This is a genomic window from Rhodoferax sediminis, assembly GCF_006970865.1.
GTDB classification, from domain to species: domain Bacteria; phylum Pseudomonadota; class Gammaproteobacteria; order Burkholderiales; family Burkholderiaceae_C; genus Rhodoferax_A; species Rhodoferax_A sediminis.
Genome location: NZ_CP035503.1, coordinates 4,239,155 through 4,258,878 on the forward strand (window position 1 = coordinate 4,239,155; position 19,724 = coordinate 4,258,878).

Sequence of the window (19,724 nt, forward strand, 5' to 3'; positions counted from 1 at the left end):
GCTTGAACCTGCCACGATGACACGCCTTCAGGAACGCTTTGACATTGCGGCGAAATGGGCCTTGGTCGGCGTTTTTTTGAGCTTCCCCGTGGCCCTGGGTCTCGCCAACACCCTAAGCGCCGTGGTGGTGCTGTGCTGGCTGGCCGCAGGCCACTACCGGCAGCGCTGGCAAGCCATCCGCCACAACCCCATGGTGCTGCCCGCGTTGCTGCTGTTCGGCCTGATCCTGCTGGGCACGCTGTACTCCACAGGTGACATGGCGCACATCCGCCTGCACACGCTGAAATACAGCAAGCTCCTGATCGCCCTGGTTTTCTTGTCCCTGCTGGATCAGGCACGCTGGCGCCGGTATTGTCTGGGCGCGTTTGCCGCGGCCATGCTCTTCATTCTGGCGTCGGTCTACGCGAGCATCTGGATTCGCCTGCCCTGGATCAGCTTGAGGGCCAATCCTGCGCAGGCGCTGGGCTGGGGCGTCGACCATACCGTCGTGGGCGACTACATCACCCAAAACGTGATGATGTCTTTCTTTGCCGTGTTGTGCCTCACGCTGTGCATCGCTTCTCAAAAGAATCGCTGGCGGGGGCTGTGGCTCGCGCTGGCGGGGTTGGCCGTGCTCAGCATTACCAATCTGTCCCAGGGGCGAACCGGTTATTTCGTATTGGCAGCCTGTCTGCTGACTTTTGTGCTGACCGCCATCCCCGGACGCGGCCGCTACGCAACGCTGCTGCTACTGGCCACCGTATTGGCGGCCGGCTTGCTGAGCTCCAGGACGATGGAGGCGCGTTTTCAAACCGCCTGGGTCGAAATTAAAAACCACAATACCGATATTCACAGCTCCGTCGGCCATCGTCTCTACAACTACAAGACGGTGCTGGAACTGATCCGGGAGCGGCCCGTGCAAGGCTGGGGAACCGGCTCTTACGACCACGAGTCCTGCCGGATGATTGTGAATCCGGTGGAATGCGTTGAATTTGGCTGGCACCCGCACAACCAGTACCTGTTCTTCTGGCTGGAGAACGGTCTGCCGGGGTTGCTGGCCTACCTGTTCCTGATCTCTCGCCTGGTCTCGTATGGCCGCGCTGCAGCCGCACCGGACCGCTTTTTGATCCTCGGTCTTGCGTGCGCCCTGATCGCGGACAGCCTGACCAACTCGCCCCTGTTCAGCGCCCGGGAAAATCATTTCTTTCTGTTCATGATGGCTTTGCTGATGGCGGGTCCGGTGCTTCAAGGCGCCGGCAAGCTCAGCGCCCGACCGTGTCCGTCAGGCTGGCGCCGTCATAGTGCTGCGCCACGCAGCGGAAAAAACATTCGAGCGCGATGAAATAGCAAAACAGAAAGCCCGCGCCGCCGCCCAGAAAGCCCAGCTTGAAGAAATACAGGCGAATGAAGACGGACACGCCATACACCATCCCGGCCCCGATCCCGCCCGGCTTGCCGGCCCGCGCGCGCTTGGCGGCGCCCAGCATCGCATACTGGGTCAGCTTCTCCAGACTGGCGCGCACGGAATCGCGCGAGTAGTGCAGTAGCGGCGTGCGCAGCGTATGACGCGGCAGGGGCTCACCCGCGAGAACGGCATGTTCATGCACCGCACCCTCGAAGCGCTGCAGCAGATCGCGGGGAAACAGCCGCTCAACCGGCGCCTGCGACAGGAAGTGTTTGAGTTCCCGGCCGAAGGCCACCACGCGCCAGCGGATGCACCCCACCGCGCGCGCGCCGGACTGCACGGCCGCGCACAGCTCCTGCTGCAGCGCCGGCGTGATTTCCTCATCGGCATCGAGAAAGAAAATGTAGTCGCCATGGGCATGGGCGAGCAGGTGGTTGCGTTGCACGGCAAAGCCCTGCCAGTCGGCATGGACGAACACCTGCGCGCCCAAGGCGCGCGCCAGCGCCACGGTGTCGTCGCTGCTGCCGCTGTCCACCACGATCAGTTCGTCGGCAAACGCCGCGCTGCGCAGGCAGCGCTCGATCCGCTGCGCCTCGTTCTTGGTCAGCACCGCGATCGTCAGGCGGGGGCGGGCAGTGGTCGTGGTGGAGCCCGTCATGAAAGGCTGGGAGGATGGGCCACGGCGGTGCGCGCGATGCGGAGAGTCAGGTGGCGGCCGCGGCACCGAGCTGCCAGATACCGCGCAGCCGGCCCCAGGCCCGCGCCAGGTGTTTGGGCGAAAGCAGCAGCGCACGCGCCAGCACGTTGAGGCAGGCCGAGCCCATCAGCCGATGCCGCGCCTGCCGCCCCGCTTGCGCGCCAAAATGCTTGTCCACGAACCGGATTTTCGACTGGGCGTGGTGAAAGCCGCGCCAGTATTCGGCGCGCCACGGCCGCGCGCCCCTGACCGATCCGCGCGAAAAATGCACGACCTCCACCTGAGGCAGCACAAGGATCTGCCCGTGCCGCTGAAACACACGCAGGCACAGGTCCTCGTCTTCGTAGTACAGGAAGAAGCGCGGGTCGAAGCCGGCGCCCTCGGCCAGCGTGGCCTTGAGCCGCGGCAGGTTGATCAGCATCACGGCGGCGCAGGCGTAGCCTACGTTGAGCGGGCCGTCGGCCGCGCCGGTGCGCGCACGCCACGCGTGCCGCGGCCAGCTGTAGTTGACTTGCTTGCGGCCCGCGCCATCCACCAGTTGCGGCACCATCAGCGTCGCCTGGTCCCAGGTACAGGCGGCGGCCACCAGCGCCGCCACCTCGGCCGGCGTAATCAGGCAGTCCGGGTTGAGCAGGAGAGCATAGGGCGTGCGGACCCGGGCCAGGCCTTCATTGTTGGCCACGCCGTAGCCGCGGTTGCCAGGCAGGCGCAGCAAGGTGGCCGCCGGCAATTGCGTTTGCACGGCCGCACAGGTGTCGTCCTGGCTCGCGTTGTCCACCACGATGACGTGCGGCAGCGCACACAAGCCCCGCGCAAGCGCTGCCACGCAGTGGCTGCTGTTGTAGGTCACCACCAGCACGGTGACCTGCGCCAGCAGCGCCTGCAGATCCTGCGGGATGGCGGCTGCCGGGTCACTCAATGAGCAGGCCCTGCGGCTTCGCCTTCCTTGAGGCGGTATTCCGTACCGCAATACGGGCACTTGACGTACCCGGTCTGGCCCACGTCCAGATAGACCTTGGGGTGGCTGTTCCAGACCTTCATGTCGGCCTTGGGGTTGGGGCAGAACACGCCGCCCATGTCGGTCAGGTCCTGGGCCAGCAGTTCAACCGGTGCGTGATTGTTGCTCATACTTTGCTCAGCCAGTGTGCGTACTTCGGGTTGCGGCCATTGACGATGTCAAAGAACGCGCTCTGGATTTTCTCGGTGATGGGGCCACGACTGCCGCTGCCGATCTCGATGCGATCGAGCTCGCGGATCGGCGTGACTTCGGCCGCCGTGCCGGTGAAAAAGGCTTCGTCAGAGATATACACCTCGTCGCGCGTGATGCGTTTTTGCACCAGCTCCAGGCCCAGGTCCTTGCAGATATGGGACACGGTGTTGCGCGTGATGCCGTTCAGCGCACCGGCCGACAGGTCGGGCGTGTAGACCACGCCGCCCTTGACGATGAAGACGTTTTCGCCCGAGCCCTCAGACACAAAACCCGAGGCATCGAGCAGCAGGGCTTCGTCGTAGCCGTCATCGGTGGCCTCGGTGTTGGCCAGGATGGAGTTGGTGTAGTTGCTCACCGCCTTGGCTTGCGTCATGGTGATGTTGACGTGGTGGCGTGTGTAGCTGGAGGTCTTCACGCGGATGCCGCGCGTCATGCCTTCTTCGCCCAGGTAGGCGCCCCAGGCCCAGGCCGCGACCATCACATGGATGTCATTGCCCTTGGGCGAAACACCCAGCTTCTTGTCGCCAATCCAGGTGAGCGGGCGCAGGTAGCAGCTCTCGAGCTTGTTCTCGCGCACCACGGCTTTTTGCGCTTCGTTGAGTGCCTCCTTGCTGAAGGGAACCTTCATGCGCAGGATTTTGCAGCTGTTGAGCAGGCGCTCGGTATGCTCTTCAAGCCGGAAGATGGCCGTGCCACCCACCGTGTTGTAAGCGCGCACGCCTTCAAAAGCCCCGCAGCCATAGTGCAGTGTGTGGGTCAGCACGTGGATCTTGGCGTCGCGCCAATTGACCATTTCGCCGTCCATCCAGATTTTTCCGTCGCGGTCGGCCATCGAAGAAGGTTGCGGGCTCATGGGTGTTTCCTTAGGAGTGTGCGGGGCAGATTGTGCAAAACCCCGATTTTACGGGGCCGGACCGGCAGCGGCGTCCGTTGGCGTCTCATCATCCCGCACCGGGCGCACCAGATCCCATTTCTTCAGCTTGCCGTTGTGAAACTCGCAGGTGACATGCGAGTGCGTGCCATCGGTCCAGCGATACAACTCGGGCTGGGTGTCCTTGGGGCTCTGTAGCGCGCCCAGCGCCCTGGTCATGGCCACCACGTGCAGCAATGTGGCGCCCGGCTTGAGTTTGGCGTTCAGCATGACCGCGCTGCCCACATAGCCGACCGGCTGGTTCGCCGCTCTTTTGAGGACCTGCATCACGCGGTTGAAGTGCAGCAGCAGCCACATGACCAGAGCCCCCGTCGCAATGGCCACGCCGGCCCAGCCATAAAAGCGGTAGGCCGCCGCGACCAGCACCACACCCGCCACGGGAATCAGGATTCGTTGAAAGTTCATCGCCCCATTTTCTCAGGGTTCCCGGTCGCGGGACGGTGTGGCAAGTGCTTACGCGGGCGGGCCGCTCAGGTCTGCAGGCTGCGCGCCACGTCGATGGCCTGTTCGATGCGCTCCACCGCATGAATGGTCAGCCCTTCGAAGTCTTTCGCGCCCTTCTTCGGCGCGTTGGCCTTGGGCACCACCGCCACGCTGAAGCCCAGCTTGGCCGCTTCCCGCAGCCGCTCCTGGCCGCGCGGTGCGGGGCGCACCTCGCCCGCCAGTCCGACCTCGCCAAACGCGATGAAACCTTTGGGCAACGCCTTGCCGCGCAGGCTGGAGGTGATGGCGAGCATCACCGCCAGGTCGGCCGCAGGCTCGCTGATGCGCACGCCGCCCACGGCATTCACAAACACGTCCTGGTCCATGCAGGCGATGCCCGCGTGGCGGTGCAGCACGGCCAGCAGCATGGCCAGGCGGTCGCGGTCCAGCCCCACCGACAGGCGCCGCGGGCTCGGACCGCCACTGTCCACCAACGCCTGGATTTCGACCAGCATCGGGCGCGTGCCCTCCAGCGTGACCATGACGCAGCTGCCGGGCACCGGTTCGCTGTGCTGGGACAGAAAAATCGCGCTCGGGTTGGACACGCCCTTGAGGCCTTTCTCGGTCATGGCAAACACGCCGATCTCGTTGACCGCGCCAAAGCGGTTCTTGATGGCGCGCACCAGGCGAAAGCTGCTGTGCGTGTCGCCCTCGAAATACAGCACCGTATCCACCATGTGCTCGAGCACGCGTGGCCCGGCCAGCGCGCCTTCCTTGGTGACGTGGCCCACCAGCACGATGGCGACGCCTGACGCCTTGGCCGCGCGCGTCAGGTGCGCCGCGCATTCGCGCACCTGTGCCACCGAGCCGGGAGCCGAGGTGAGCTGATCCGAGTACACGGTTTGAATCGAGTCGATCACTGCGATGTCGGGTTGCGTGGCCTCCAGCGTGGCGAGGATGCGCTCGAGCTGGATCTCCGCCAGCACCTTCACCTGCGAGTGACCGAGCCCGAGGCGGCGCGAACGCAGCGCCACCTGGGCGCCACTTTCCTCGCCCGTCACGTACAGCGTGTTTTGCCCGCTGCGCTGCAGTGAATCGAGCGCCTGCAGCAGCAGCGTGGACTTGCCGATGCCGGGGTCGCCGCCAATCAGCACCACACCGCCTTCGACCATGCCGCCGCCCAGCACCCGGTCCAGCTCCTCATGACCGGTCGGCGTGCGGGCCATGTCAACGGCGTCGATCTCGCCCAGGGTGGCGACTTCGGCGGTTTTGGCCAGCGAGGCGAACCTGTTTTTGGCCGGCAACGCGCTCTCGGCCACCGATTCAATCAAGGTGTTCCAGGCGTTGCAGTGCGGGCATTTGCCCAGCCACTTGGGCGTGGTGCCGCCGCATTCGTTGCAGGTGTAAACGGTTTTGTCTTTGGCCATGCGCCGAATATAGCTGTACGGACAGACAGCGCGGGTTTACCCGCGGTATCCGTGCAGGGGTTGCGCTTGCGGAAATTCTGAAATCATTTAATATATTAAATAAATCGTTCCATTCATGAACACCCCCTTCGTTCACCGCAATCTGCCCCGGCTTCTGCTGCAGGCGCGCGAGTCGGTCATGGCGCACACGCGCCCCAGCCTGCGCGCGCACGCCCTGAGTGACCAGCAGTGGCGCGTACTGCGCGTGCTGGGCGAGCACGGCGTGGTCGAAACCGGCCGCGTCGCGCGCGAGGCCTTCATCCTCGGTCCGAGCCTGACCGGCGTGCTCGCGCGCATGGAGCGCGACGGCCTGATCCGCCGCGAGCGCGACCCCGAAGACCAGCGCCGTACCGTGGTCGAAGCCACGACGAAGGGCTTGAAACTGGTGGGCAAGCTATCAGCGACCATTGAAGCGCACTACGCATGGATGGAGCAATCCTTGGGCAAACAAAAACTGGCGCAGTTGTACAAGCTGCTCGACACCGTGATTGAACTGGAAAAGCCATGAGCACCGCGACCTCTTTCATGCCGTCCGGCACGGTGTACGGCGTGCTGCTGAACTTTCGCGGCGAAGTGCAGGCCCTGGCGCCGCACATGAGCGAGCCGCCCTACAAGGCGCCGCCCAAGGCACCGATCCTGTATATCAAGCCCGCGAACACCTGGAGCGCCCACGGCGCTGCCATCGTGGTTCCTGCGAAGGTGCCTCAGGTCGAGGTCGGCGCCACCATTGCGATGGTGATCGGGCAGGATGTCCAGGCTGCACGGGCTGACACCGCTCTCGAATCCGTAGCGGGCTACGTGCTGATGAACGATTTGTCGATTCCGCACACGAGCTTCTACCGACCGCCGGTCAAATACAAATGTCTCGACGGTTTCCTCGGTGTAGGTCAGGCCCTGGTGGCCGCGCAGGCTGCCGGCGACCCGTCGCGCTTCACCTTGGCCGTTTACATCAACGGGCTGCTGACGCAGTCGGTGAATTTCGCCAACCTGGTGCGCAACGCCGCACAACTGCTGGCCGATGTGAGCGAATTCATGACGCTGCGCCGCGGCGATGTCTTGACGCTGGGCTGCGACGCCGGCCGCCCGCTCGCGCAGGCCGGCGATCGCATCGACATCAGCGCGCCAGGCTTCGCCACGCTATCCAACACTCTGGTAGCGGAGGAAACAGCATGAAACACGCACGCATTGTTCTGGACGGCATCGCGCACGACGCCACGGAACGCGACGGCCAGCTGCTGCTAGCCGATGGCCGCCTGGTGGCGCCCGGCGCCGTGACCTGGCTGCCGCCGCTGAGCGCCACGCCGCGCCCGCGCACCATCTTCGCGCTGGGCCTGAACTACGCCGACCACGCGAAAGAACTCGCCTTCAAGGCGCCCGAGGAGCCGCTGGTGTTTCTCAAGAGCGAGAGCACCCTGACGGGCAACCGCAGCTTCACACGCCGCCCTGCCGGCGTGCAGTTCATGCACTACGAATGCGAGCTCACGGTGGTGGTCGGCCGCACCGCCAGGAAGGTGAAGCGCGACGACGCCTATGACTTCATCGCGGGCTACACGGTCGCCAACGACTACGCAATCCGCGACTACCTGGAAAACTGGTACCGCCCGAATCTGCGCGTGAAAAACCGCGACGCCTGCACGCCGCTGGGCCCGTGGCGCGTCGATGCGGCCGACATCGCCAATCCGATGGCGCTGGCGCTGCAGACCACGGTGAACGGCCTGGTCACGCAGTCGGGCAACACGCAGGGCATGATCTTCGACGTGCCGTTTCTCATCGAGTACTTCAGCAGCTTCATGACGCTGCAGCCCGGCGACCTGATCCTCACGGGCACGCCCGATGGCGTGGTCGACTGCCTCCCGGGCGACGTCATCGTCACGGAAATCGAAGGCATTGGCGCATTGACGAACACCATCGAACAAGGACCCGCATGAGAGTCGAGCACCTGATCAACGGCCAGCCGGTCACCGGCAAGGATTATTTCGAGACCGTGAATCCGGCCACGCAGGACGTGCTGGCCGAAGTCGCCGCAGGCGGCGAAGCCGAGGTCCACGCGGCCGTGGCCGCAGCCAAGGCGGCCTTCCCGAAATGGGCCGGCCTGCCCGCGCCCGAGCGCGCCCGGCTGGTGCGCAAGCTCGGCGACCTGATCGCCGCGCATGTGCCCGAGATCGCGCAGACAGAGACCAACGACTGCGGCCAGGTGATTGCGCAGACCGGCAAGCAGCTGATTCCGCGCGCGGCCGACAACTTCTACTACTTCGCCGAGATGTGCACGCGGGTCGATGGCCACACCTACCCGACGGCTACGCACCTGAACTACACGCTGTTCCACCCGAGCGGCGTGTGTGCGCTGATCTCGCCGTGGAACGTGCCGTTCATGACGGCGACCTGGAAGGTTGCGCCCTGTCTGGCCTTCGGCAACACGGCGGTGCTCAAGATGAGCGAGCTCTCGCCGCTCACGGCCGCGCGCCTGGGCGAGCTGGCGCTGCAGGCCGGCATTCCCGCGGGCGTGCTCAACATCGTGCACGGCACCGGCCGCGAGGCCGGCGAGCCGCTGTGCACGCACCCCGACGTGCGCGCCATCTCGTTCACCGGTTCCACCGTCACCGGCAACCGCATCGTGCAGGCCGCCGGCCTGAAGAAGTTCAGCATGGAGCTCGGCGGCAAGTCGCCATTCGTGATCTTCGACGACGCCGACCTGGAGCGCGCGCTCGATGCCGCCGTGTTCATGATCTTCTCCAACAACGGCGAGCGCTGCACGGCCGGCAGCCGCATCCTGGTGCAGCAATCGATCTATGCCGACTTTGCGGCGAAGTTCGCGGCGCGCGCCCAGCGCATCACCGTGGGCGACCCGCTGGATGAGAAGACCATCGTCGGCCCGATGATCTCAAAGGGCCATCTGGCGAAAGTGCGCAGCTATATCGAGCTGGGGTCCAGGGAAGGCGCCACGCTGCTGTGCGGTGGACTCGGCGCGCCGGAGTTGCCGGAGCGCGTCAAAGGAGGCAACTATGTGCTGCCCACCGTGTTCGCCGATGTGGACAACCGCATGCGCATCGCGCAGGAGGAAATCTTCGGCCCGGTGGCCTGCCTGATCCCGTTCAAGGACGAGGCCGATGCGATTGCGAAAGCCAACGACATTCAATACGGGCTGTCCAGCTACGTCTGGACCGAGAACCTGGGCCGCGCGCACCGCGTGGCCGCAAGCATCGAGGCCGGCATGTGCTTCGTCAACAGCCAGAACGTGCGTGACCTGCGCCAGCCGTTTGGCGGTACCAAGGCCTCGGGCACGGGTCGCGAGGGCGGCACCTGGAGCTACGAGGTGTTCTGCGAGCCGAAGAACGTGGCGATATCGCTGGGGAGCCACCACATCCCGCACTGGGGAGCCTGATCATGGGAACCCTCGCACTGGCCGCCAAAATCACCCACGTGCCGTCGATGTACCTGTCGGAATTTCCCGGCCCGAACTTCGGCTGCCGCGACGCCGCCATCAACGGCCACAAGGAAATCGACCGGCGCTGTCGCGCGCTGGGCGTGGACACCCTGGTGGTGTTCGACGTGCATTGGCTCGTGAACAGCGAGTACCACATCAACTGTGCGCCCTCCTTCAAAGGCACCTACACCAGCAACGAGCTGCCGCACTTCATCAAGAACATGCCCTACGCCTACCCGGGCAATCCGGCGCTGGGCCACCTGATCGCCGATGTGGCCAACGCCATGGGCGTGAAAAGCCGCGCCCATTCGGACACCACTTTGGGACTCGAATACGGCACGCTGGTGCCGATGCGCTACATGAATGCCGACCAGCACTACAAGGTGGTCAGCGTCTCGGCCTGGTGCGACTGGCACGACCTGCGCGAGAGCGGGCGCTTCGGCCTGGCCGTGCGCCGTGCCATCGAAGACAAATACGACGGCACGGTGGCCGTATTCGCGAGCGGCTCGCTGTCGCACCACTTCGCCGACAACGGTCGCGCGCCCGAGTTCATGCACAAGGTCTACGACCCGTTCCTGGAGCAGGTGGACCAGCGTGTGGTCGAGTTGTGGAAGGCCGGCGACTGGAAAACCTTTTGCGCCATGCTGCCGATGTACGCCGAGAAATGCTGGGGCGAGGGCGACATGCACGACACCGCGATGCTGCTGGGCCTGCTGGGCTGGGACCAGTACCGCGCACCGGCGGAAATCATCACGCCCTACTTTGGCAGCTCGGGCACGGGGCAGATCAATGCGATCTTCCCGGTCACACCGCTGGCCTGAGCCCAAGGAGCCCTTCATGCCCCATCTGGTCATTCTCTACACTGCCAACCTCGACCGCGACACCGACATGGCGGCGCTGTGCCGCAGCCTGGCCGACACCATGCTCGCGCAGCAGGACGAGGACGGCAAGCCCGTCTTCCCGCCTGGTGGCACGCGCGTGCTGGCCTATCCGGCACCCCACTACGCGGTGGCCGACGGCGGCGCAGCGGGGCGTGCCGCGGGCACACACACCCAGGGCGCCAGCGGCGACGCGGGCGACTACGCCTTCGCCTACCTGAACCTGCGCATGGGCCGCGGCCGCTCGGATGCTACAAAAAAGAGAGTGGGCGACGCATTGCTGGCGCGGACCAAGGCCCATTTTGATCCGATTTTCGGGCAGCGACACCTGGGCGTGACGCTGCAGATCGACGAAGGCGCCGAGGTGTTCGATGCCAAGCACAGCAACCTGCACCCCCTGTTCAAGAAATGAAAACGACCTCATGTTTGACGCCTCGCTGATCCAGAAGCTCGCCGCCGAACTGCACCAGAGCGAGAAAGCCCGCGTGCAGGTCGAGCATTTTTCCAAACGCTACCCCGGCATGACGATCGAAGACGGCTACGCGGTCTCGCGCGCCTGGGTCGAGATCAAGCTGGCCGAGGGCCGCGTGATCAAGGGGCACAAGATCGGCCTGACCTCGCGCGCCATGCAGCTGTCCAGCCAGATCACCGAGCCCGACTACGGCACGCTGCTCGACGACATGTTCTTTCCCGAGGGCAGCGACATCCCGTTCACGCGCTTCATCGCGCCGCGCATCGAGGTCGAACTCGCCTTCGTCCTCGGCAAGCGGCTGCGCGGCCCGAACGTGACGATTTTCGACGTGCTGGCCGCGACCGACTATGTGGTGCCGGCGATCGAGATCATCGATGCACGCATCGAGCAGTTCGACCGCCACACCAAGGTGATGCGCAAGGTCTTCGACACCATCTCCGACAACGCCGCCAACGCCGGCATCATCACCGGCGGGCGGCCGGTCAAGCCCGACGCGCTGGACCTGCGCTGGGTCAGCGCGCTGCTCTACAAAAATGGCGTGATCGAGGAGTCGGGTGTGGCCGCCGCCGTGCTGAACCACCCGGCCAACGGCGTGGCCTGGCTGGCCAACAAGCTGGGCGCCTGGGGCGAGTCGCTGGACGCCGGCGAAGTGGTGCTCGGCGGCTCCTTCACGCGGCCGACGCCGGCACTGCCGGGCGACACCTTTCACGCCGACTATGGTCCACTGGGCTCCATCGCCTTTCGTTTTGCCTAACCCCCTGCCGGAGTCACCATGCAAACACCTGTGAATCCCTTCAAGAAGGCCCTGGCCGACAAGCGCGCCCAGATCGGCCTGTGGCTGGGCCTGGCCGACCCTTACAGCACCGAGCTGTGCGCGGGCGCCGGCTTCGACTGGCTGCTGGTCGATGGCGAGCACGCACCCAACGACCTGCGCAGCATCCTCGCGCAGCTGCAGGCGATCGCCGCCTATCCGTCGCACCCGATCGCGCGCGTGCCGATGGGGCACGGCCATGTCGGCGAGGCGCTGATCAAGCAGTACCTGGACCTCGGCGTGCAAACCCTGCTGGTGCCCATGGTCGACACGCCCGAGCAGGCCGCCACGCTGGTGCGCGCCACGCGCTACCCGCCGCAGGGCATCCGCGGCATGGGCGGCGCACGCGCCTCGCGCTGGGGCCGCTACCCGGCCTACGCGCACGAGGCCAACGCCCAGACCTGCCTGCTGGTGCAGGCCGAGACCCAAACCGCGCTCACCCACCTGGACGCGATCGCGGCGACCGAGGGCGTGGACGGCATCTTCATCGGCCCGGCCGACCTCTCGGCCTCGCTCGGCCATGTGGCCAACCCCGGCCATCCCGAGGTTCAGGCAGCGATCGAAGACGCGATCCGGCGCATCACCCGGGCCGGCAAGGCCGCCGGCATCCTGACGCCGGACGAGGCCCAGGCACGCTACTACCTGGCGCTCGGCGCGACGTTCGTGGCCGTGGGGCTGGACACCAACCTGCTGGCCCGCCACACCAGCGCGCTGGCGGCGCGCTTCAAGACCGGAACATCCGCCCCCGCGGCGGGCCAGACCTACTGAACCCTTTTGAGGAGAACCGTCATGAACGCCGTACTCAAGCCCACCCTGCACCCCGACGAGCGCCGCGCCCGCGTCGAACTGGCCGCCTGCTACCGCGTCTTTGCCATGCTGGGCTGGACCGAGATGATCTACAACCACATCACGGTGCGCCTGCCCGACAGCGTCACGGGCGGCCAGAAACAGTTTTTGATCAATCCGTTCGGCCTGCATTACAGCGAGGTCACCGCAAGCAACCTGCTCAAAATCGACCTGAAGGGCAACAAGCTCGACGACGGCCCCTGGCCGGTGAACCCCGCGGGCTTCACCGTGCACGCCGCCATCCACGGCGCCCTGCCCGACGCACACTGCGTGATGCACACGCACACCACCTCCGGCGTGGCCGTGGCCTGCACCCAGGGCGGCCTGGCGCAGAACAACTTTTATTCGGCGCAGCTCGACAATCTGGTGGCCTACCACGACTTCGAGGGCATCACCATCCACGCCGACGAGACGCCGCGCCTGCTCAAGAACATCGGCGACAAGCCCTTGTTGATCCTGCGCAACCACGGCCTGCTGGCCTGGGCCCCGACCTTGCCGCTGGCCTTCGTGCGGCTGTGGACGCTGCAGCGCGCCTGCGATATCCAGATGGCGCAGGCCGCGCTCGGGCCCGCGATCGCCGTGCCCGAGGCTGTGGCGCGCAAGACCACGCACGACTCGTTCCAGTTCGACGCCCAGTTCGGCGCCGGCCAGGACGTGTTCGATGCGCTGGTGCGGCAGGTTGACCGGATTGACACTAGCTATCAAAACTAGAGCGTATTGCGCGGACTCCACAAGGGCCAAGAGCCGAAATGACTGAAAAAGTAATTTCCAAAGCATGCATCTACGGCGCCGGCGCCATCGGCGGCTGGATCGGCGCCGGCCTGGCCGGCGCCGGCTGCCGCCTCAGCGTGGTGGCGCGCGGTGCAACGCTGCAGGCACTCCAGCAGCACGGACTGCGCGTGCAGCGCGGCGACGCCGTGACGGCCACACCGGTGCAGGCGAGCAGCGACCCGTTTGATCTCGGTGTGCAGGACCTCGTGGTCATCGCCGTCAAGGCGCCGGCGCTGCTCGATGTGGCGCGCCAGATCGGCCCCTTGATCGGCCGCGACACCATCGTGCTGACCGCCATGAACGGCGTGCCGTGGTGGTTTTTGCAGGGCTTTGGCGGCGCGTATGCCGGCACGCGGCTGCAGGCGGTGGACGCCACCGGCGAGATCGCCCAGGCCATTCCCGCCAGTCACGTGGTCGGCTGCGTGGTGCACGCCAGCTGCTCGCTGAACGCGCCGGGCTTTGTGAACCACCGCTTCGGCAACACGCTGATCGTGGGTGAGCCCTCCGGCGCTGTGACCGCGCGCGTGCAACAGCTCGCCGCGCTGCTGCAGCGGGCCGGCATCGACACCGTGATTGCCGAGCAGATCCAGAAGGACACCTGGTACAAGCTGTGGGGCAACATGACGGTGAACCCGATCAGCCTGCTCACCGGCGCCACCACCGACCTGATCATGGGCGACGAGCTGGTGCGCAACTTCATCTCCAGCGTCATGCTGGAAGCGCGCGAGATCGGCGCGCGCATCGGCGTGCCGATCGCCGAGCGGCCCGAAGACCGGCACGCGGTGACGATGAAGCTGGGAGCGTTCAAGACCTCGATGCTGCAGGACGTGGAGGCGGGCCGCGCGGTGGAGCTCGATGCGCTGGTTACTGTGGTGCGCGAGCTGGGGCAGATCACTGGTGTCGCCACGCCGTACACCGATGCGCTGCTGGGGCTGGCGCGGCTGCGGGCGCGGGGGCTGGGGTTGTATTGATCCTTGTGTCGCCCTTGCCAGGGCTGCTGGCCGGGTTGCGCCCCGGCGGGCGCCTCACTTTTCTTTGCTTCGCCAAAGCAAAGTAAGCAAAAGAAAGGCGAGCCGGATTCGTCGCCCGGCTGCGCCGGTACGCTGCGTTGCTCGATCCGGGCGGGGTGCGCAGAAACTCGCTTCCCTCAAACATCTGCGCCCCTGATCCGCCCGGCCCTGCGCTACTCGCCTCCTCATGACGGCGGGAGGACAGCCAGACAACCAAATACCCAAGTCAACAAGGACGCGCCGTGGCGCGTCCTTGTGGGGCCTTGTGCTCGGTATCGAATTCCCTGGTCCCGGTATTGATTATTGGTGTTCGGCTCCCCGCCGTCCTGGCACGGCTGAGCAGCGCAGGGGCAGATGGATCAGGGCTGGCGTTGTCTGAGCCCGCAGGGCGAGTTTAGCCAGACCCCATCTGCACCGAGCAGCGCAAGGTACCCCGCAGGGGCCGTGTCTGCGGCTGCCCCTTCTTTTGGTGACTTTTCTTTGGGCACTCAAAGAAAAGTTACTGCGCCGTCGGGCGCACATCCCGACATCCCCACCTATAGAGCAACAACCGGAACCGAGCCGCTCGCAATGGTCGTAACCCAACTACCGTGGATTCCCGGTCAAGCCGGGAATGACAAGAGAGGAACCGGGGGAGCCGGAGAGCCCGCTACGCCACCACAACCGGCACCCGCAGCGCCAGCGCGCACATGAGTTCATATCCCACCGTCCCCCCGCCAACGCCACCTCGTCGATCGACAGCACCGCCCCATTCGCGGCACGGCCCCACAGCGTGACCCCGGACCCAAACCCCGCCTCGGGCACGGGCGTGAGATCCACCGTGATCATGTCCATGCTGACGCGCCCGACCATGCGTGTGCGCACGCCGTTCACCAGCACCGGGGTGCCGGTGCTGCAGTGGCGCGGGTAGCCGTCGGCATAGCCGCACGCCACGACGCCGATGCGCAGCGGTGCGTCGGCCACAAAGCTGGAGCCATAGCCGACGCTAGCCCCTGCCGCCAGATCCTGAGTTGCTATGATTTTTGCAGCAAGCGTCATGGCCGGCTGCAACTCCCAATGCGCCGCATCGTGCTCGGGGAAGTCGGGCGCGCTGCCGTACACCGCAATGCCGGGGCGCACCCAGTCCGAGCGCAGCGGCGCGCCGCCGTTGTTGCGCAGCGTGGCGGCACTGTTGCTGAGCGTGCGCTCGCCGGGCAGGTCCTGTGTGGCGGCGTTGAACACCTCGAGTTGCTGCGCGATGCCCTTGGCGCCGTCGGCGTCGCTGAAGTGCGTCATCAGCGAGATCTCGTCCACCTGCGGCAGCGCGTTGAGCCGCGTCCACGCGGCGCGGTAGCGCTGCGGCGTGAAACCCAGGCGGTTCATGCCGGAATTCATCTTGAGGAACACGCGATGCGGTGCCTGCGTCTTGTGCGTGGCGAGCATCTCGATCTGCTCGTCGCAATGCACGGTGTGCCACAGGTTAAGGCGCGAGCACAGCTCCAGGTCGCGCACCTCGAACACGCCTTCCAGCAGCAGGATGGGCCCGCGCCAGCCCAGGGCGCGCACGCGCTCGGCCTCGCCCAGGTCCAGCAGCGCAAAGCCGTCGGCGCCGCGCAGGCCCTCGTACACGCGCTCGATGCCATGGCCATAGGCATTGGCTTTGACGACCGCCCAGACGCGGGCATCGGGTGCGGCCCGGCGCGCGCGCGCCAGGTTGTGTCGCAGGGACTCTAGATGGATGGTGGCCTGGATCGGACGGGGCATGGTGGCGACAACAAAGCGGTAATAGTGGGCATTTTGGCACCGCGGGGGCATGCTATAACCCTTTGATATCAGGAGACCCCGTAAATCATCGCGTATCAGATTCACTGATGCCGTGACCAGCAGCAGTTCATGAAGCGCGGCTTTTACACCATCATGTCGGCCCAGTTTTTCAGTTCGCTGGCTGACAACGCGTTGTTCGTGGCCGCCGTGGAACTGATCCGCACCGGCGGTGGCGCCGAATGGCAACGCGCCGCCCTGGTGCCGATGTTCGCGCTGTTCTATGTGATCCTCGCGCCCTTCGTCGGCGCCTTTGCCGACGCGCAGCCCAAGGGCAAGGTCATGTTCATCAGCAACGCCATCAAGATGCTGGGCTGCCTGCTGATGCTGGTGGGCACGCACCCGCTGATGGCTTACGCGGTGGTGGGGCTGGGCGCCGCGTCCTACTCGCCGGCCAAGTACGGCATCCTGACCGAACTGCTGCCAGCCTCGCAACTGGTCAAGGCCAACGGCTGGATCGAGGGGCTGACGATTGCCTCCATCATTTTGGGCGTGCTGCTCGGCGGGCAACTGGTGGGGCATCCGGTCTCGAGCATGTTGCTGTCGTTCGATTTCCCGTACATCAAGACCGGTATCAACACGCCGCCGCAGGCCGCCATCCTGGTGCTGATCTTTGTGTATGCGCTGGCGGCCTGGTTCAACTTGCGCATCCCGCTGACCGGTGTGGAAATGCGACCCATGTCGCGCACTTATCTGGAACTGGTGCCCGACTTCCTGAGCTGCAACTCGCGCCTGTGGCGTGACAAGCTGGGCCAGATCTCGCTGGCCACCACCACGCTGTTCTGGGGCGTGAGCGGCAACCTGAAATACATCGTGCTGGCCTGGAGCGCGCTGGCGCTGGGCTACAGCACCACGCAGGCGTCCTCGCTGGTCGGCGTGGTGGCGATCGGCACCGCCGTCGGGGCCGTCGTGGCCTCCATGCGCATGCGGCTCGATACCGCCACCCGCGTGATCCCGATGGGCATTGCCATGGGCGTGCTGGTGATTCTGATGAACTACATCCACAACGTCTGGGTCGCCGCGCCGTTCCTGATCCTGCTGGGCGGCCTGGGCGGCTTCCTGGTCGTGCCCATGAACGCGCTCTTGCAGCACCGCGGCCACAACCTGATGGGCGCGGGCCGCTCCATCGCGGTGCAGAACTTCAACGAGCAGGCCTGCATCCTGATCCTGGGCGCGTTCTACAGCCTCTCGACCGGCCTGGGCCTGTCGGCCTTTGGCGCCATCACCACCTTTGGCGTGGTGGTCGCGTTCATGATGTGGATGATCCGGCGCTGGTACAAGCACAACTGCATCAAATACCGCGACGAGATCGAGCATCTGCTCGCCATCGCGCGCAACGACAACCTGCACGGATGAGCGCCAGCGGTTCCAAAGGCGCGCTGCTGGCCGCCGCTGCCTTGATGGTGAACGCCTTTGTCTGGGGCGTGTCATGGTGGCCGTTTCGCCAGCTCGAGAGCCACGGCGTGCATCCGCTGTGGGCCACCGCCATCATTTACGTCGTCTCGCTGGGCTGCCTGCTGGCGGTGCGGCCGCGGGCCTGGCGCGGCCTGTTGCAGTACCCCCTGCTGGGGCTGCTGATGGTCGCCTCGGGCCTGACCAACGTCGGCTTCAACTGGGCCGTGACCGTGGGCGACGTGGTGCGCGTGGTGCTGCTGTTTTACCTGATGCCGCTGTGGGCGGTGCTGCTGGCCTGGCTGCTGCTGGGCGAAAAGCCCACTGCGATCTCGCTGTCGCGCATGCTGCTGGCGCTGGTCGGCGTGGTGATCGTGCTCAAGACGGGCGACTCGGCCTGGCCGGTGCCCGAGAGCGCGGCCGACTGGCTCGCCCTGATGGGCGGCTTCAGCTTCGCACTCACCAACATCCTGCTGCGCAAACTCCGCCACACACCGGCCGAGTCGCGCGTGCTGGCCATGTTTGGCGGCGGCGCGCTGATGGCCACCTCGGCGGCCTGCCTCGGCCTGGCACGCGGTGTGGTGGCGCTGCCGCCGGCGCCGGCGCTCTCGTGGCTGGTGTATGCGGTGGCGCTGAGCCTGGCGTTTCTGATCGGCAACCTGGCGCTGCAATATGGCGCCGCGCGGCTCAGCTCGCACGGCACCGCGCTGATCATGCTCTCGGAAGTGGTATTTGCCAGTGCCTCATCGGTCGCACTGGGCGCAGCCGAATTGACCGGCCGCACCCTGGCTGGCGGGGGCCTGATTCTGCTCGCGGCCCTGTGGTCGGCCCTGGCCTGCGACAAGCCCGCGCCGTCGGTGCGCCGGCGCGCAGGCTAGGCGCCGGGCCGCCCCAAGCCAAGCCAGCCCCCTCGGGGGGCAGCGCAGTACGCGGAGCGACCAGCGTGGGGGCCACACTACTAGGCTTTGTTTCGAGGCGCGGCAAAGCGCGCCATCACGCCGCCCAGCACGACCTCGTCGAACGGGCGGACCAGGCAGGCATCGCAGCCGGCCAGCCGTGCGCGCAGCCGGTCCCACCAGCCGCTGTGGTTCGACAGCACCAGCAGGACCGCGGGCCGGGTGCCGTTGGCGTTTTTTTGCCGGCGCACGGTGCGGCAGGCTTGATACACACTCATGTCGGCCACCGGCTCGTTCACGAACACCAGCCGGTACGAACGCGTCGCGAGCTGCCGCGCGGCCTCGGCCCCGCTGCGCACCGGATCGGCACGAAAGCCATGCTGCTGCAAATGCCGCTCCAGGGTGCGCCGGGAAAGATCGCCTCCGTCGACCACCAGCACATCGTCGCCCCAGGGTGACGCCGACATGGCAGGGTCGATCCGTTCCGCCGCAGGCTGGCGGACTTCAGCGCGAGCCGGTACTGGCGGGGCGGGCACGAACGGAGTCGCGACCGGCGCTGCCGGCACGGGCGGGGGCTCGGCGGCGACGGGAGCTGAAGGGGAATTCACGCGCCGGGCTTCACGCCACAGCGCGATGCTCGCGGGATCGATCGCGTCGGCAGGCGCCGCGGCAGGGACGCCGGCTGCGGGCGTGGCCAGCAGTTCGTCGCCCGGCACATAGGGCTGGGTCGGCTGAAAGCCGCTCGAGTCCGGCGCGGCACGCGGCATCTCCAGCGGCGCAAACGGCTCGGTGGCGGCAAAGGCGGGACGCAGGTCAGAGGTCCGGCCCGGCAGCGCCTCGCCATCGTACGCGGCAGCGGGCCTCGTCGACGGCTCGAACGGCATGGTGGGGGCAAACCCGGCGGGGCGGCTGTGCTGCGCCGGCGCGGGCGCGCCGAGCGAGCGCACCGCCTCGAGCACTGCCAGCAGCTGAATGGGCCGCGGCTGCACGGGCCAGCCCGTGCCGGCATCGGACTGGCCGATCAGCAGCACGCGGGCGGTGGGCTGGCTGCTCCACAACCGGCGCACCGCATCGATATCGTCGGCGTTCACCACGACGATGTGGGCCTGCTGCACCTGCTCGACCATGACATAGCCCGGCCCGGAGCGTGCGGCCAGCCGGAACAGCGCATTGAAGGCCGAAAGCTCATTGGGCGGAAAACCGACCAGGGCAAGGGGCTGGGGCATGCTCATAGTGATGGTGTAGCCTGATTCAGATAAGGTGCAATTGGGGGGAGGACACTTGCGGGCCGGTCGGGTGCCAACCAGGTGCCG

20 protein-coding genes and 1 pseudogene are annotated in these 19,724 nt (G+C 66.2%); 13 read left to right on the forward strand and 8 right to left on the reverse strand.

Going from position 1 to position 19,724, the window contains the following annotated elements; translation table 11 throughout:
• The first annotated feature begins 16 nt into the window (after window positions 1–16).
• Window positions 17–1,321, forward strand: coding sequence for an O-antigen ligase family protein (locus tag EUB48_RS20490; RefSeq protein WP_168226787.1), 1,305 nt, complete (start codon window positions 17–19; stop codon window positions 1,319–1,321).
• Here EUB48_RS20490 and EUB48_RS20495 read toward each other — a convergent pair.
• The 6 genes from EUB48_RS20495 to radA all read right to left on the reverse strand — a co-directional run bounded on the left by EUB48_RS20495 (window position 1,242) and on the right by radA (window position 6,072).
• Window positions 1,242–2,042, reverse strand: coding sequence for a glycosyltransferase family 2 protein (locus EUB48_RS20495; RefSeq protein WP_142820899.1), 801 nt, complete (start codon window positions 2,040–2,042; stop codon window positions 1,242–1,244). The two genes, EUB48_RS20490 and EUB48_RS20495, sit on opposite strands and share 80 nt — an antisense overlap.
• A gap of 46 nt (window positions 2,043–2,088) precedes the next feature.
• Window positions 2,089–3,000: a glycosyltransferase family 2 protein gene (locus tag EUB48_RS20500; RefSeq protein WP_142820900.1), complete on the reverse strand. Its 912-nt coding sequence runs from the start codon at window positions 2,998–3,000 to the stop codon at window positions 2,089–2,091.
• The gene (locus EUB48_RS20505; protein WP_142820901.1) at window positions 2,997–3,209 is read right to left on the reverse strand and encodes a zinc-finger domain-containing protein; all 213 of its coding nucleotides are present in this window, start codon (window positions 3,207–3,209) and stop codon (window positions 2,997–2,999) included. The genes EUB48_RS20500 and EUB48_RS20505 overlap by 4 nt, the downstream gene beginning before the upstream one ends.
• The gene (locus EUB48_RS20510; protein WP_142820902.1) at window positions 3,206–4,144 is read right to left on the reverse strand and encodes a branched-chain amino acid transaminase; all 939 of its coding nucleotides are present in this window, start codon (window positions 4,142–4,144) and stop codon (window positions 3,206–3,208) included. Before EUB48_RS20510 ends, EUB48_RS20505 begins: the two co-directional genes overlap by 4 nt.
• 48 nt (window positions 4,145–4,192) lie before the next feature.
• Entirely contained in the window at window positions 4,193–4,627 is a 435-nt protein-coding gene (locus EUB48_RS20515) for a glycerate kinase (RefSeq protein ID WP_142820903.1), read from the reverse strand.
• Window positions 4,628–4,692: 65 nt separating this feature from the next.
• Window positions 4,693–6,072, reverse strand: a complete 1,380-nt coding sequence (radA, locus tag EUB48_RS20520) for a DNA repair protein RadA (protein WP_142820904.1) — start codon at window positions 6,070–6,072, stop codon at window positions 4,693–4,695.
• A gap of 115 nt (window positions 6,073–6,187) precedes the next feature.
• On the opposite strand from radA, the gene hpaR reads away from it, so the two are divergent.
• From hpaR to EUB48_RS20570, 10 genes are read left to right on the forward strand one after another with little or no spacing between them, the layout of a single operon-like run.
• Entirely contained in the window at window positions 6,188–6,619 is a 432-nt protein-coding gene (hpaR, locus tag EUB48_RS20525) for a homoprotocatechuate degradation operon regulator HpaR (RefSeq protein WP_142820905.1), read from the forward strand.
• Window positions 6,616–7,284: a fumarylacetoacetate hydrolase family protein gene (locus EUB48_RS20530; RefSeq protein ID WP_142820906.1), complete on the forward strand. Its 669-nt coding sequence runs from the start codon at window positions 6,616–6,618 to the stop codon at window positions 7,282–7,284. Before hpaR ends, EUB48_RS20530 begins: the two co-directional genes overlap by 4 nt.
• On the forward strand, window positions 7,281–8,039 hold the full coding sequence (locus EUB48_RS20535) for a fumarylacetoacetate hydrolase family protein (protein WP_142820907.1): 759 nt from the start codon (window positions 7,281–7,283) through the stop codon (window positions 8,037–8,039). The genes EUB48_RS20530 and EUB48_RS20535 overlap by 4 nt, the downstream gene beginning before the upstream one ends.
• The gene (gene hpaE / locus EUB48_RS20540; protein WP_142820908.1) at window positions 8,036–9,493 is read left to right on the forward strand and encodes a 5-carboxymethyl-2-hydroxymuconate semialdehyde dehydrogenase; all 1,458 of its coding nucleotides are present in this window, start codon (window positions 8,036–8,038) and stop codon (window positions 9,491–9,493) included. The genes EUB48_RS20535 and hpaE overlap by 4 nt, the downstream gene beginning before the upstream one ends.
• 2 nt (window positions 9,494–9,495) lie before the next feature.
• Window positions 9,496–10,356, forward strand: a complete 861-nt coding sequence (gene hpaD, locus EUB48_RS20545; RefSeq protein ID WP_168226788.1) for a 3,4-dihydroxyphenylacetate 2,3-dioxygenase — start codon at window positions 9,496–9,498, stop codon at window positions 10,354–10,356.
• A 16-nt stretch (window positions 10,357–10,372) separates the two neighbouring features.
• Window positions 10,373–10,825: a 5-carboxymethyl-2-hydroxymuconate Delta-isomerase gene (locus tag EUB48_RS20550; RefSeq protein WP_142820910.1), complete on the forward strand. Its 453-nt coding sequence runs from the start codon at window positions 10,373–10,375 to the stop codon at window positions 10,823–10,825.
• 10 nt (window positions 10,826–10,835) lie between these two features.
• Window positions 10,836–11,639: a 2-oxo-hept-4-ene-1,7-dioate hydratase gene (hpaH, locus tag EUB48_RS20555; protein ID WP_142820911.1), complete on the forward strand. Its 804-nt coding sequence runs from the start codon at window positions 10,836–10,838 to the stop codon at window positions 11,637–11,639.
• A gap of 18 nt (window positions 11,640–11,657) precedes the next feature.
• The gene (hpaI, locus tag EUB48_RS20560) at window positions 11,658–12,464 is read left to right on the forward strand and encodes a 4-hydroxy-2-oxoheptanedioate aldolase (protein ID WP_142820912.1); all 807 of its coding nucleotides are present in this window, start codon (window positions 11,658–11,660) and stop codon (window positions 12,462–12,464) included.
• Between the two features lie 21 nt (window positions 12,465–12,485).
• On the forward strand, window positions 12,486–13,253 hold the full coding sequence (locus tag EUB48_RS20565) for a class II aldolase/adducin family protein (protein WP_142820913.1): 768 nt from the start codon (window positions 12,486–12,488) through the stop codon (window positions 13,251–13,253).
• A 38-nt stretch (window positions 13,254–13,291) separates the two neighbouring features.
• Complete coding sequence (locus EUB48_RS20570) at window positions 13,292–14,284, forward strand: 2-dehydropantoate 2-reductase (RefSeq protein ID WP_142820914.1); 993 nt, start codon at window positions 13,292–13,294, stop codon at window positions 14,282–14,284.
• A gap of 688 nt (window positions 14,285–14,972) precedes the next feature.
• Here the strand turns inward: EUB48_RS20570 and alr are convergent.
• A pseudogene (alr, locus tag EUB48_RS20575) lies at window positions 14,973–16,066 on the reverse strand (alanine racemase).
• Between the two features lie 129 nt (window positions 16,067–16,195).
• On the opposite strand from alr, the gene lplT reads away from it, so the two are divergent.
• On the forward strand, window positions 16,196–17,479 hold the full coding sequence (gene lplT, locus EUB48_RS20580; RefSeq protein WP_142820915.1) for a lysophospholipid transporter LplT: 1,284 nt from the start codon (window positions 16,196–16,198) through the stop codon (window positions 17,477–17,479).
• Window positions 17,476–18,393, forward strand: coding sequence for a DMT family transporter (locus EUB48_RS20585; protein WP_142820916.1), 918 nt, complete (start codon window positions 17,476–17,478; stop codon window positions 18,391–18,393). Before lplT ends, EUB48_RS20585 begins: the two co-directional genes overlap by 4 nt.
• 80 nt (window positions 18,394–18,473) lie before the next feature.
• On the opposite strand, the gene EUB48_RS20595 is transcribed toward EUB48_RS20585, so the two are convergent.
• Window positions 18,474–19,643, reverse strand: a complete 1,170-nt coding sequence (locus EUB48_RS20595) for a response regulator transcription factor (RefSeq protein WP_142820917.1) — start codon at window positions 19,641–19,643, stop codon at window positions 18,474–18,476.
• Window positions 19,644–19,724 lie beyond the last annotated feature (81 nt).